This is a genomic window from Serratia sp. PL7 (assembly GCF_945957435.1).
The window spans coordinates 129,813-143,789 of sequence record NZ_CAMFLB010000009.1; the positions used below are offsets into that span (position 1 = coordinate 129,813).

At 58.8% G+C, this 13,977-nt stretch carries 10 protein-coding genes, 1 tRNA gene and 1 other RNA gene; 3 read left to right on the plus strand and 9 right to left on the minus strand.

Going from position 1 to position 13,977, the window contains the following annotated elements; genetic code table 11:
• Nucleotides 1–76 precede the first annotated feature (76 nt).
• The 3 genes from bcsE to bcsG are packed head-to-tail and all read left to right on the plus strand — an operon-like array spanning nt 77 to nt 3,487.
• Nucleotides 77–1,645: a cellulose biosynthesis protein BcsE gene (gene bcsE / locus N6G83_RS29750; RefSeq protein WP_149570506.1), complete on the plus strand. Its 1,569-nt coding sequence runs from the start codon at nt 77–79 to the stop codon at nt 1,643–1,645.
• A complete protein-coding gene (gene bcsF / locus N6G83_RS29755; RefSeq protein ID WP_004934139.1) occupies nt 1,632–1,835 on the plus strand; it encodes a cellulose biosynthesis protein BcsF in 204 nt (67 codons plus the stop codon). Before bcsE ends, bcsF begins: the two co-directional genes overlap by 14 nt.
• A complete protein-coding gene (bcsG, locus tag N6G83_RS29760; RefSeq protein ID WP_260515986.1) occupies nt 1,832–3,487 on the plus strand; it encodes a cellulose biosynthesis protein BcsG in 1,656 nt (551 codons plus the stop codon). Before bcsF ends, bcsG begins: the two co-directional genes overlap by 4 nt.
• A gap of 297 nt (nt 3,488–3,784) precedes the next feature.
• Here bcsG and dppF read toward each other — a convergent pair whose 3' ends face one another.
• The 9 genes from dppF to N6G83_RS29805 form a co-directional block, all read right to left on the minus strand.
• The gene (dppF, locus tag N6G83_RS29765) at nt 3,785–4,774 is read right to left on the minus strand and encodes a dipeptide ABC transporter ATP-binding subunit DppF (RefSeq protein ID WP_260515988.1); all 990 of its coding nucleotides are present in this window, start codon (nt 4,772–4,774) and stop codon (nt 3,785–3,787) included.
• Entirely contained in the window at nt 4,771–5,751 is a 981-nt protein-coding gene (gene dppD, locus N6G83_RS29770; protein WP_004934132.1) for a dipeptide ABC transporter ATP-binding protein, read from the minus strand. The genes dppF and dppD overlap by 4 nt, the downstream gene beginning before the upstream one ends.
• A 15-nt stretch (nt 5,752–5,766) precedes the next feature.
• Entirely contained in the window at nt 5,767–6,669 is a 903-nt protein-coding gene (gene dppC, locus N6G83_RS29775) for a dipeptide ABC transporter permease DppC (protein ID WP_025304838.1), read from the minus strand.
• A gap of 11 nt (nt 6,670–6,680) precedes the next feature.
• Complete coding sequence (gene dppB, locus N6G83_RS29780) at nt 6,681–7,700, minus strand: dipeptide ABC transporter permease DppB (protein ID WP_038630050.1); 1,020 nt, start codon at nt 7,698–7,700, stop codon at nt 6,681–6,683.
• Nucleotides 7,701–7,870: 170 nt separating this feature from the next.
• Nucleotides 7,871–9,478 carry a dipeptide ABC transporter periplasmic-binding protein DppA gene (gene dppA, locus N6G83_RS29785; protein ID WP_025304836.1) on the minus strand — a complete coding sequence of 536 codons (1,608 nt, stop codon included), beginning with the start codon at nt 9,476–9,478 and terminating at the stop codon, nt 7,871–7,873.
• A 601-nt stretch (nt 9,479–10,079) separates the two neighbouring features.
• Nucleotides 10,080–11,771 carry a glycosyl hydrolase family 18 protein gene (locus N6G83_RS29790; protein WP_049203656.1) on the minus strand — a complete coding sequence of 564 codons (1,692 nt, stop codon included), beginning with the start codon at nt 11,769–11,771 and terminating at the stop codon, nt 10,080–10,082.
• A gap of 424 nt (nt 11,772–12,195) precedes the next feature.
• Nucleotides 12,196–12,324, minus strand: a non-coding RNA gene (locus N6G83_RS29795) — RtT sRNA.
• 36 nt (nt 12,325–12,360) lie between these two features.
• Nucleotides 12,361–12,437, minus strand: a tRNA-Pro gene (locus N6G83_RS29800).
• A gap of 120 nt (nt 12,438–12,557) precedes the next feature.
• Nucleotides 12,558–13,889, minus strand: coding sequence for an MFS transporter (locus N6G83_RS29805; protein ID WP_089181519.1), 1,332 nt, complete (start codon nt 13,887–13,889; stop codon nt 12,558–12,560).
• Nucleotides 13,890–13,977: the final 88 nt, after the last annotated feature.

The window sequence follows — 13,977 nt, forward strand, 5'->3', positions numbered from 1 at the left end:
TATTGCCAGAGTAAAAATGGCTATCTTTAAATATAAACGCCTTTAGTCGGCTTTCAACGAAAGTAGAACACATCCTATGGCGCACTCTTTTTCTCTAGGCATTCGGCAGATTTGGGAAGAGCTCTCGGTGATGCAGGCTCCGGGGCTCTATTGGATCAATATCGACAGGCAAAGTGACGCCGCGTTGCTGTGTCGCCAGGTGATCGCCGCCCAGCCGGCCACTCACAAAGTCGCCCTGATCTGCAGCGGCGACAAACCCGAAAGCCTGTTGGCCGAGCTGGCTTCGCCCGCTTTGCAAAAGCTGCCGCTGTATCAATTACCAGAGAAAAAAGCCGCGCTGACGCAGCTGAGCGACGATCTGATGCGCGCCCTGCGGCCGCAGAATCGCTTGCTTATCCTGCTGGCCCACGCCAGCCTGTGGCAAACCTTCACCACCGAAGAGCTGCGCGAGTGGACACGTACCCTCGCCGCCTGGCTGCGGCGGCAGGGCTGCACGCTGTTGATCCTCAGCCACGGCGGCGGCATCAATAAGCTTAAAGGGCAGCTCAGCGCACAGCATCGTATCCTGAACGGCCTATCCAGCCTGCAATGGCAGCAGGACAGCGCGCAATATCTGGTGAACTGGTGGAGCACCGAAAACGGCATCAACGCCAATCAACTGCTGACGTTGTACGCCGCGCAAGGCGGCTGGCAAGGCGAGGATGAAAATAGTCAACCCTCCCCCACCGCCTTGCGCAGCGACGAAGGTCAGTATCTGGCCGAACGCAGCATTCTGGAGGGTGCGCCACCGCTGTCCGCCAACTGGCAGCTGTTGGACAGCAACGACGAACTGGCGCAGCACGGCATGCTGAGACTCTCGGCAACGTTGATTTTCGCGTTGTATCAAAGCGACCAAATCGATCACCTGGCGCACCAGATCCACACCCTGCGACGCAGCCGCGGCAGCGGCCTGAAAATCGCGGTGCGCGAGATGAGCGCCAGCCTGCGCTACAGCGACGAACGGCTGCTGCTGGCCTGCGGCGCCAATCTGATCGTGCCGCACGTCGCGCCGCTGTCGCGTTTTCTCACCATGCTCGAGGGCATCCAGGGGCAGCGTTTCTCTCGCCATGTGCCCGCCGACATCGATGCGTTGCTGGCCGGTTTGCGCCCGCTGCAGCTCAAAGGCTATATGCGGCCGGAGGCGTTCAGCCAGGCGGTGCTTTCGCTGATGGGCAACACGCTGCTGCCTGAGGACGGCAAAGGCGTGATGGTGGCGCTGCGCCCGGCCACCGGCCTACGCGCCGAACAGGCGATGACCCTGTGCCACCTGCGGCGGTTCGGCGACGTGATGACCGTGGTGCAGGGGCGGCTGGTGCTGTTCCTGTCCACCTGCCGCATCAACGATCTGGATACCGCGCTGAAGTTCATCTTCCGGCTGCCGGTGGATGAAGCCTTCAGCAACCGGGTGGTGTGGCACCAGGACGTCGATATCGTTTCAGAAATCAAACGCATGGCCCAGGGGCACTGGCAGCTTTCGGCTACCGGTACCGCCGGCGCCGCGCCGCGCCCCAGCGTGGCGGTGGCCGAGGAACCTGTGGAACGGCGGCAGCCGGTCGCCTTCACGCTGTCGCTTGACCCGCAGGAGGAACCGCATGCTGAACCTTAACGATATCGTGCAACTGATCCTGCTGTGCGCGCTGATCTTCATTCCGCTGGGTTACGCCTTTCACCGGCGTTTTCCGCATTTGCGTCAATACTGGCAAAACCTGTTGTTATCGCCGCGCTATTTGAAATCCGCCGGTTTGTGGGTGCGCACTGGCTCCTCATCTCAGATTAAACGTAAGAAGCAGCCATGAATCGAAACTCGAATACGCAATCCGATAACGCTCTGTGGCGCTACTGGCGTGGGCTGGGTGGCTGGAACCTTTATTTTCTGGCTAAATTCGCCCTGCTGTGGTTCGGCTACCTGAATTTCCACGCGCTGCCGAACCTGGTGTTCATGGCGTTTCTGCTGATGCCGATCCCTTCGCAACGCCTGCATCGCTGGCGCCACTACCTCGCCATCCCGATTGGCATCGCCTTGTTCTACCACGACACCTGGCTGCCGGGCATCAACAGCATTCTTAGCCAGGGGTCGCAGCTAGCCGGCTTCAGCGCCCAGTATCTGCTGGAACTGGTCAACCGCTTTATCAACTGGCAGATGATCGGCGCGGCCTTCGTACTGTTTATCGCCTACCTGTTCGTCGCGCAATGGGTGCGCGTCACCGTATTCACCGTGGCGGCGCTGGTGTGGCTCAATATCGTCAACATTGCCGGGCCGGCGGTCTCACTGCTGCCCGCGACCTCCACAGCCTCGGCCGGCAGCGCCAATACGCCGGCCACGGCCGCGCCGGCGGCGGGGGACGCTGCGCCGGCGGACAGCCTGCCGCCGACCAGCGCCAACCTGACGGCCTACCTGAACCAGTTCTACGACCGGGAAAAAGGCCGCGCCACCGCGTTCCCGACCACCTTGCCCGCCGACGCCCAGCCGTTCGATCTGCTGGTGATCAACATCTGTTCGCTGGCCTGGGCCGATATGGACGCGGTCAACCTGCAGAATCATCCGCTGTGGTCGAAGATGGATATCATGTTCGACAGCTTCAATTCGGCCACCGCCTACAGCGGCCCGGCCTCGATACGGTTGCTGCGCGCCAGCTGCGGCCAGCTTTCGCATCATGATTTGTACCAGCCGGTGAACCAGCAGTGTTACCTATTCGACAACCTGACAAAACTCGGCTTCAAGGAACAGCTGATGCTCGATCACTCCGGGGTGTTCGGCAACTACCTGAAAGAGCTGCGTGAACAGGGCGACATGCAGGCGCCGTTAATGTCGCAGGCCGGCATCGGCAACGAGCTGACGTCGTTCGACGGTGAGCCGATTTATAACGATCTCGAATTGCTGACCCGCTTGCTGGATCAGCAGCAAAAAGGCGGCGACGGCCGCACCGCTACCTTCTTCAACGTCATCCCGCTGCACGACGGCAACCGCTTCGTCGGCGCCAACAAGAGCGCCGACTATCAGCCACGCGCGCAGAAGCTGTTCGATCAGCTGAACACCTTCCTCGATCAGCTGGAAAAATCCGGCCGCAAAGTGGTGGTGGTGATCGTGCCGGAACACGGGGCGGCGTTAGTGGGTGACAAGATGCAGATGTCCGGCCTGCGCGATATCCCCAGCCCGAACATCACCCATACGCCGGTCGGCATCAAACTGGTGGGCATGAAGGCGCCGCATCAGGGCAGTCCACTGCAGATCAAAACGCCGAGCAGCTATCTGGCGCTGTCTGAACTGGTGTCGCGCCTGGTGGACGGCAAGGTCTTCAGCGAATCCAGCGTCGATTGGCAGACACTGACGCAGGCGCTGCCGCAGACCCCGGTCATCTCCGAAAACGACAACGCTATCGTGATGCAATATCAGGGCAAGCCTTACATTCGCCTGAACGGCGGCGACTGGGTGCCTTATCCGCAATAAGCGCGACCTCATCAACCTAAAGCACGCCGCCGGCGTGCTTTTTTATTAGGGTTTTATAATAGAAATGGCGAAACAACTCGACCGACAGAATGTTATTAACAACAAACCGTTGAATTCTATTATTCGATTATTATTTTCATGCGAAGATTCTTAAAAAATAACGATTTGTCAGAATGACGTTAAGGGAATAATTTAAAAAATGAGTTGTCGCGATCGTTTACTGACTAACCCTTTGATTGAGTAATAAAAAACGCCGGCGTGATGCCGGCGTGAATTTAAGCGATGACGTTCGACGCCTTACGCCCCCGGATGTTCGTCCTGATCGACCGCAAAGCAGGCCACCTTCTGCTCACCGTACTGTTTGAGCTGCGGCTGCAGCTGTACGCAGGTGCCAAAAGCGCGGCGGCAGCGGGCATTGAACGCACAGCCCGGCGGCGGATTCATCGGGCTGGGCAGCTCGCCGGTCAATTTGATGCGCTCGCGGCGCATATCCGGGTTTAACCGCGGCGTCGCCGACAGCAGCGCCTGAGTGTACGGATGACGCGGGTTGTTGAAGATCGCCTCTTTGCTGCCCTTTTCCACGCAGCGACCGAGGTACATCACCATCACCTCGTCGGCGATGTGTTCCACCACCGACAGATCGTGCGAGATAAACACATAGGACAGCCCCAGCTCCTGCTGCAGATCCATCATCAGGTTCAACACCTGCGCGCGCACCGACACGTCCAATGCCGACACCGGTTCATCGGCGATCACCACGTCCGGATTCAGCATCAGCCCGCGGGCAATGGCGATACGCTGGCGCTGGCCGCCGGAGAACATGTGCGGGTAGCGGTCATAATGTTCGGTCTTCAGGCCGACCTTCGCCATCATCTCCAGCGCTTTTTCCCGCCGTTCGGCGGCGCTGAGCGACGTGTTGATCAACAGCGGCTCCTCGAGGATCTGCCCGACCTTCTTGCGCGGGTTGAGCGATCCGTAAGGATTCTGGAACACGATTTGGATCTTCTGGCGTCGCAGTTTCTCGGCCGAGACGTCCGGCTTCAGCAGATCCTGCCCCTGGTAGTACAGCTCGCCGCCGGTCGGCACTTCGATCATCGTCAGCAGGCGGCCGAGCGTCGATTTGCCGCAGCCCGATTCGCCGACCACCGCCAGCGTTTTGCCGCGCTCCAGGGTGAAGGACACACCGTCGAGCGCCTTGACCAGCCGCTCCGGCGCGAACAGGCCCTTTTTCACCGGGTAATGCTTCTTCAGGTCAATCGCCTGCAGTAAAGGTTGATTCTGGCTCATACGGTCGGCCTCCCCGCATCATCCAGCGGTGTGTGACATTTAACCTGACGGCCGGGAATGCTGCGCAGTTCCGGCTCCTCGTTACGGCAGCGCTCGTTGGCGTACGGACAACGCGGATTGAGCAGGCAGCCGGTCGGGCGATCGTATTTGCCCGGCACCACGCCCGGCAGCGAAGCCAACCGCGCCTTGTCGGCGGCAAACTCCGGCAGCGCGCGCAGCAGTGCCTGGGTGTACGGGTGGCGCGGCGCGCGGAAAATCTCCGCCGCCTTGCCGGATTCCACCACCTGGCCGGCGTACATCACGATGATGTGATGCGCGGCTTCCGCCACCAGCGCCAGATCGTGGGTGATCAGCAGCAGCGCCATGTTTTCGCGCTGCTGCAGGTCCAGCAACAGCTCGATGATCTGCGCCTGGATGGTCACGTCGAGCGCGGTCGTCGGCTCATCGGCGATCAGCAGCTTCGGCCGACAGGCGATGGCCATGGCGATCATTACGCGCTGGCTCATGCCGCCGGAAAGCTGGTGCGGGTATACGTCCAGCCGCGAAGCCGGATCCGGAATGCCCACCTGGGTCAGCAGGTCGATAGCACGCTGGCGGCGAGTGCGGCGATTGCCGCCCTGATGCACCTTCAGCGCCTCCATGATCTGATAACCGACGGTATAGCACGGGTTCAGGCTGGTCATCGGATCCTGGAAGATCATCGCCACTTCGGAGCCCACCAGCTGGCGGCGCTCTTTTTCGGAGATCTTGCGCAGATCCTGGCCGTTGAACTCCAGCTTGTCGGCCATCACCTTGCCGGGGAAATCGATCAGGCCCATGATCGCCAGCGAACTGACGGATTTGCCGGAGCCGGATTCACCGACGATGCCGACCACCTGACCTTGCTCCACGCTGTAACTGATGCGGTCTACCGCGCGGAACGGGGTGCCTTCGTCACCGAAGTGCACCGAAAGCTTGTCTACATTCAATAACGCCATCTCTCTCGTCCTCTGTTACTGCTTGAGTTTGGGGTCGAGAGCGTCACGCAAACCGTCCCCCATCAGGTTGAATGCCAGCACCGTCAGCAGGATCGCCACGCCGGGGAAGGTCACCACCCACCAGGCACTTTGCGCGAACTGCAGCACGTCGGAGAGCATGGTGCCCCACTCCGGCGTCGGCGGCTGCGCGCCCATGCCCAGAAAGCCGAGCGCGGCCATGTCCAGAATGGCGTTCGAGAAACCGAGAGAAGCCTGCACGATCAAAGGCGCCAGGCAGTTAGGCAGAATATTGACGAACATCTGGCGCAGTGCGCCGGCGCCCGCCACCCGCGATGCGGTGACGTAGTCGCGGTTGACCTCCACCAGCACCGCCGCGCGCGTCAAACGTACATAGTGCGGCAGGGCGACGAAGGTCAGCGCCAGCGAAGCGTTGACGATCGACGGCCCGAATACCGCCACCAGTACCAGTGCCAGCAGCAGGCTCGGCAGAGCCAGCATGATGTCGACGACGCGCATGATAATCGCGTCTACCACGCCGCCGAAGTAACCGGCCAGCAGGCCGAATATCACGCCCATGATCAGCGACAGCACTACCACCAGGCAGCCGACCAACAGCGACAGCCGTGCACCGTACATCAGGCGCGACAGGACGTCGCGGCCCACGTCGTCGGTGCCGAGGATATATTGCCAGCTGCCGCCCTCTTGCCACACCGGCGGCTTGAGCAGAGCATCGCGGAACTGGTCCGCCGGCGCATGCGGCGCCAGCACGCCGGCGCCGAGCGCGATCACCAGCATCAGAACGATATACACCAGGCCGACCACGGCCCCTTTATTGCGCTTGAAATAGTGCCAGAACTCCTGAAACGGGGTCATTGGCTTCGGCGCACCTTTAACTGCAGACTCAGTGATTTGAGACATGAGAGCGCCCCTTATTTCTTGTGGCGAATACGCGGGTTGACCACGCCGTAGAGCACGTCTACCAGCAGGTTAACCAGAATGATCATACAGGCGACCAGCAACACCCCGCCCTGCACCACCGGGTAATCGCGGCGCTGCAGCGCGTCGATCAGCCAGCGGCCCAACCCCGGCCAGGAGAAGATGGTTTCGGTCAGAATGGCGCCGGCCAGCATGGTGCCGACCTGCAGCCCGATCACCGTCACCACCGGCAGCAGCGCGTTGCGCAGCGCGTGGACGACGATCACCCGCATACGGCTCACGCCCTTGGCGCGGGCGGTGCGAATGTAGTCTTCACCCAACACCTCCAGCATCGAGGAACGGGTCATGCGCACGATCACCGCCAGCGGGATGGTGCCCAGCACGATGGCCGGCAGGATCATGTGCATCACCGCGTCGATAAAGTCGCCCGGCTCGCCCCAGATCAGGGTGTCTATCAGCATAAAGCCGGTCAGCGGCTGGCTGTCGTCAAGGAATACCGTGTCGCTGATGCGCCCCGACACCGGCGTCAGGTTAAGCTGCACCGACACCAGCATGATCAGCATCATGCCCCACCAGAAAATTGGCATCGAATAGCCGGTCAGCGAGATGCCCACCGCAGTATGATCGAAGACCGAGCCACGTTTGACCGCCGCCAGCACCCCGACCGGGATGCCTACCAGCACCGCGAAAAGCATCGCGCAGAAGCCCAGCTCCAGCGTAGCCTGAAAGCGCGGAACGAACTCGCTCCAGACGGAGATGCGGCTTTTGAGTGAGGTGCCCAGATCGCCGTGCAGCACGTTGGACACGTAGGAGAAATATTGTTGATAAAGCGGCTTGTCCAGCCCCATTTCCGCCATCAGCTGCGCGTGGCGCTCGGCGGAGATACCGCGTTCCCCGGCCATGATGGTCACCGGGTCGCCGGGGATCATATGGACGAATGCAAAAGTCAGCAATGTAATGCCGATAAACGTTGGGATAACTAACCCCAAACGTCGGAGTATGAACTGCAACATATCCCGAACTCTCTGTATCAATGCCCGGCAGCTCATCGTCCGCCAGGCTTATTAACGCTCACATGCCTTTGAACGATTCGACGGCCATACGCCGGAGACTGGTCAGCAGGGGCGCAAACCTGTTGCGCCCCTGCAAGTCCATTCGTGCGTCTCCGGTAAAGCGGTCGAAATCAGTCTACAGAGACATTCTCGAAGTGATGCTTACCGAGCGGATCCACGACGTAGCCTTTCACTTCCTTACGCACAGGCTCGTACACGGTGGAGTGTGCGACAATCAGCGCCGGAGCCTGATCGTGCATCACCACCTGCGCCTGTTTGTACAGTTCGATGCGCTTGTCGTGGTTGGATTCGGCGCGCGCCGGTTGAATCAGATCTTCAAACGGCTTGTAGCACCAGCGGGAGTAGTTGGAGCCGTCTTTCGCCGCCGCGCAGCTGAACAGCGTGGCGAAGAAGTTATCCGGATCCCCGTTGTCGCCGGTCCAGCCCATCATCACCGTCTGGTGCTCGCCCGCTTTGGCGCGCTTGAGGTATTCACCCCACTCATAGGTCACGATTTTGGCTTTCACGCCGATCTTGGCCCAGTCGGCCTGGATCATTTCCGCCATGCGGCGTGCGTTTGGGTTGTAAGGACGCTGTACCGGCATCGCCCACAGGTCGATGCTGAAACCGTCGGCCATGCCCGCTTCTTTCAGCAACTCTTTCGCCTTGGCCGGATCGTAAGCGTAATCCTGCACCGCGTCGTTATAGCCCCACATGGTTGGCGGGATCAGGTTCTTGGCCGCCTGGCCCGCGCCCTGATAAACCGCGTCGATGATCGCCTGCTTGTTGACCGCCATGGTCAACGCCTGGCGCACCTTCAGGTTATCCAGCGGCTTTTTCTCGACGTTGAACGACAGGTAACCCACGTTCAGGCCTGGCTGTTCCATCAGGTTGATGGACTTGTCTTGCTTCATGCGGGCGATATCGGCCGGGTTCGGGTACGGCATCACCTGACATTCGTTTTTCTGCAGTTTGGCGTAGCGCACGGAGGCGTCAGGCGTGATGGAGAACACCAGGCGATCGATCTTCGGCTTGGTGCCCCAGAAACCGTCGAATGCCTTGTACAGGATCTTGGAGTCTTTCTGGTATTGCAGCAGCTGGAACGGACCGGTGCCGATCGGATTCAGGTCGACTTTCTCCGGCGTGCCGGCTTTCATCATCACGTCGGCGTATTCGGCGGACAGGATGGACGCGAAGTCCATGCCCAGGTCAGCCAGGAACGGCGCCTCCGGGCGGTTCAGCACGAAGCGCACGGTGTTGTCGTCCACTTTTTCAATCTTGGCGATCAGCTTAGGCATGTCCATGCCTTCAAAGTATTCGTAGCTGCCGCCAGACACTTTGTGGTAGGCGTTGTTCGCATCCAACTGGCGCTCAAAGGAGAACACCACGTCGTCGGCGTTGAAATCGCGCGTCGGTTTGAAGTCTTTGTTGCTCTGCCACTTCACGCCTTTGCGCAGGTGGAAGGTGTAGGTTTTGCCGTCTTCGCTGACGTCCCACTTCTCAGCCAGGCCCGGCTGCAGTTCGGTGGTGCCGATTTTGAATTCGACCAGGCGGTTGTAGATCGGTACCGAGCTGGCGTCGTAGGTGGTGCCGGAGGTAAACAGCTGCGGGTTGAACCCTTCCGGGGAACCTTCAGAACAGTAAACCAACGTCTTGGCCTGTACGCTGGCCGCCACGGTCAGCGCGATCAGCCCAATACCGAATTTCAGAATCCCCGATTTACCCAAGGAACGTGTCATCGTTAGTGCTCCATTGTGTGATGTGATGTGTGTAATTGCCGCCAGACCTGTATTTTTTATTGCGTGGCCTGTGCGATCGGCGCCCGAAGGCAGAAGGCGTACGAGGAGAGAATGCCGGATGGAACGCATCGCGGCGGGGACGTCTGAGCGCGTGGAATTCACTCAAACAACTCTCGCTCTTACCCCTGAGGCTATCAAGTTGCCAACTGTTTGGGGTGTCGTCAATATAACCAGTGGGGATTTACGCAGACTGTGAGAAACAGCAAACAAACATAAAAAAAACCTTTTGTTAACAGTTCCAGCATGAAAATTTATGCTAAGCGGCCATTTTTAGCGCATTGGTCTGACCCTAACAAAGTTACTGGTTTTTAACTCCGTTAAAAAACGCCAAAACTTTGTTGCTGAATGATGAATATCTGAACGGTTATTTTTGTGATCGCCGTTAAAGACAGGAGGAAATGCTGAAGGATTACCCAAAAGGGTGAGTCCGATGAGCGCGTTTTGCACCGGGCAGGCCCACAATCTGTGCGGCGTAAAAAAACTTTCGGCTGCGAAAAAGCCGGGGGCGAAAGGATATCCCCCGGCAACGCACTGCAACCGATTATTGAACGCCGGCGCTATTGCCCAGGCTGGCGTTCATGCTGTTAAGAATATCGCCATTGTCCGCGTCGATCTCCCAGGAGAACAGGCCACCTAACTGCTTATCCAACACGTACTTGCCTTTGGCCTGCACCGAGCGGGCATCGTCGAAGGTGATCAGATCGCCGGTGGAAGGTTTGAACACGTAAGGCGCTTCCGCCGTGGCGTCGTAGGTATACTGCCACTCGCCGCTCATGAACTGGCTGGCGATTTGGCGGTAGTCCACGATGCCATTCTCCCAGGTGCCTTTAACCGGCCCGGTGGCGGTACCGGTGAACGGAATGTTGTTCTGGTAGCCGTTCACCCCGGTCCAGCCGCGGCCATACATGGCGGTGCCGACGACGATCTTGCCCGGCTTGACGCCCTGCGTCAGCAGCGCATTCACGCCGTTCACCGTGGTGTAGGCGGTATCCGGTTTCCAGGCCGGCGCATTCAGCGCGGTCTGATGCCCCAGGTTCTTCAGATCGAAGGCGCCATAGAAGTCGTAGCTCATCAGGAAGATGTGATCCATCGAGTTCTGCGCAACGTTGTAAGCCACCTTGTCGATCTTGTCCTTGCCAGCGCTGATGGCGGAGGTCAGCTCATACTTGCGGCCGGTTTCCGCCGACAGCTGATCCAGCATCGCCCGCAGCTCCTTCATCAGCAGCACATAGGTTTCCCCGTCTTGCGGGCTGCCCAGGTTAGGGTTGGCGCCTTTGCCGCCCGGGAACTCCCAGTCGATATCCACGCCGTCGAAGAACTTCCAGGTCTGCAGGAACTCTTTTACCGAACCGACGAAGCGATCGCGCTTCACCTTGTCGCCCATGAAGAAGAACGGGTCGGACAGCGTCCAGCCGCCGATCGACGGCAGAATTTTCAGGTCAGGATGCGCCTGCTTCAGCGCCATCAGCTGGCCGAAGTTGCCCTTGTAGGGGTCATCCCAGGCGGTCACGCCCTTCTGCGCTTTTTGCAGCGCGGCGAACGGATCGTGGATCGAGACTTTGAAGTCCTCGCGGCCCTGACAGGAGCGCTGCAAGGCCTGGAAACTGCCTTCGATCTCTTTCAGGCTGTCGTTGATGCCATTGCCGCCGCAGATCGGGATAAAGCCGTACAGCAGGTGGGTCAGGTTTTGCGCCGGGATCTTGTCGACGGTGAAATTGCGCCCGTAAACGCCCCACTCGACGAAATAAGAACCGACCACTTTGCCGGAGTTCTGTTTATACGGTTTATTCTTTTCCAGCAGCGGCTCTTTCAACGGCGCCAAATGGCTGCCGTCGGTGTCGGCCACCACAATTTCGGTGGCGTCGCTGGCGGTGCAGCCGTCGGCATTGCACAATGCCACCTGCATTTGATAACGGCCGCCTTTATTCACTTTAAAATTCGCCGTACCGGAAGAACCGGTTGAAGGGCCGCTCCACGCCTCTTTGCCATTTAATAAAATTTTTGCCGTCGTGCCCGCGTCGCCATTCCATAAATTCCAGGAGACCGAAACGTCGGCGGCATTTTTTACCTTCACCAGATTATTATAAGCGGTGGCCGCCTGATCGACTTCGACAATGGCGAACTTGGTGTTGCCCCAGGCGATGGTCGGCTTGCCCGGCGCGGCGGCCTGCGCCGCGGAACACAGCGTACTGCCGATCAACAGCGCCAACAGCGGTTTATTAAATTTGCGCATAACTGATTCCTTTATTCCGAGAGGATAAACATAAAAGAGTTAATCGTCGCTACGCATTGCCGAAGCGAAAAAACTCCGCAATAATCCACGAAGATTAACGTTAATAAATAATCACGGTATTTCCCACGCGACGGGAATAAGAGTTCCCGCGTTGTCCATTTAGACTATAGGTAAAAAAAACGTCAAAACAAGAGCGCTATCAATCGGGTTTTATTTGGCAAGCATGAATTTATTTAAACATGAAAATAAGAACCTAATGGGAATAAGGAATGTGAATTAATTAAGCGTAAAGGATAAATATATTTCACGAGGACGGCAGATTGAGGCACGCCATAAAGCGAAGCCGGTCGTAGCGAGGAGGTACTCATCCTCATAAACGACAGGCGAAAAAAAACCTGCTTTAAAAAGCAGGTTTTTCGAATGGTGGTCGGCGAGAGAGGATTACGCGCATCTTTGATGCGCGCCCTGCGGGCCGTTGCTAAAGCAACGTTGTCTCGCTTCGCGAGGCTCGAACCTCCTGCGGAGGTACTCATCCTCATAAACTACGGGCGAAAAAAAACCTGCTTTAAAAAGCAGGTTTTTCGAATGGTGGTCGGCGAGAGAGGATTCGAACCTCCGACCCACTGGTCCCAAACCAGTTGCGCTACCAAGCTGCGCTACTCGCCGATGCGGGGCGCATCTTACTGCTGGCGGTTATAGGCGTCAATCACTTTTTTTCCCCTGCATTTCAAGTGATGATAAAAGCGCCATAATGCGCTGCGCCGGGGGCTGCGCAGCGTATTTTACTCAGGCGTTGGCCGGTTTCAGTGCCGGCGTCTGCGCACGCAGGAACGGCAGCAGGAACAGCGCTGACAGGCAAGCGGCGATAGAAATCACCACGAAGAAGCCGTTCCAATGCCAAATCTCCATCACCCGTGCAATCGGGTAGCCGGACAGCGCTGCACCCAGGTAGGCGAACAGGCCGACGAAACCGGTCGCCGCGCCCGCCGCATCCTTGTGCGAGCACTCCGCCGCCGCCATGCCGATCAGCATCTGCGGGCCAAAGATGAAGAAGCCGATGGCGAAGAAGCAGCAGGCCTGCAGCAGGTAGGTCACGCCCGGCATCAGCCACAGCGCCGCCACCGACAGGAAGATACCGATGGCGAAAATCAGGTTCATCGGGCCGCGGTTGCCGCGGAACAGCTTGTCGGAGCCCCAACCGGCCACCAGTGAACCGATAAAACCGCCCACTTCAAACAGCGAGATGGCCGAGTTGGCGGTCATCAGCGAATAGCCCTTTTCCTGCGTCAGGTAGAGGTTGCCCCAGTCGTTGATCGCGGTGCGCACGATGTACACCAGCACGTAAGAGACCGCCAACAGCCAGATGTACTTGTTGGTCAGCACGTAGCGTTTGATGATCTCGCGGTTGCTCAGCCCCTGGCCTTCCGATTCCTGCACCAGCTCCATGGCGTCGTTACGCCATTTGCCGACGCTCGGCAGCCCCAGGGTGGATGGCTTGTCGCGCAAGCGCCAGCACATCAGCAGGCCAAGCACCACGCCGATGATACCGGGAATGATCATGCCGTAACGCCAGCTGAAGTGCAGCGAGATAAAGCCCACCAGCAGCGGGATCAGCGCCCCACCGACGTTGTGCGAGGTGTTCCAGATCGCCCACCAACTGCCGCGCTCGGAGCGCGAATACCAGCTGGTGAGGATTTTGGAGCACGGCGGCCAGCCCCAACCCTGGAAGAAGGCGTTGAGGATCCACAGCGTGCCCAGCATCAGCAGCGACGAGCTGAGGCCGAAGAAGATATTCAGCACCCCGGTCATGATCAGGCCCAACCCCATAAAGTAACGCGGGTTGGAGCGATCGCTGATCATGCCGGAAATGAATTTCGAGCAGCCGTAGGTGATGTAGAACAGCGTGCCGAGGATACCGACGTCGGACATCGTCAGGCCCAGATCGCTCAGCATCGCCGGCATGATGAAGTTGAAGCTTTTGCGCGTGAAGTAAAACGCAGCGTAGCCGATGTACATGGTGCACATCAGCTGGATGCGCCAGTATTTGTAGCTGGCGTCGATCTGCCGTTGATCGGTGACCTGCGGCGCGTCCGAGCGGCTTTTAAGGAAAGACCACATGTGGAACCTCAGAGGATTGAATAAAGTGCCGCTATGATGCTCCCCGCGCGCGCGGGAGGCTTACGCCGGATTCCCGACGCAGTTAGGA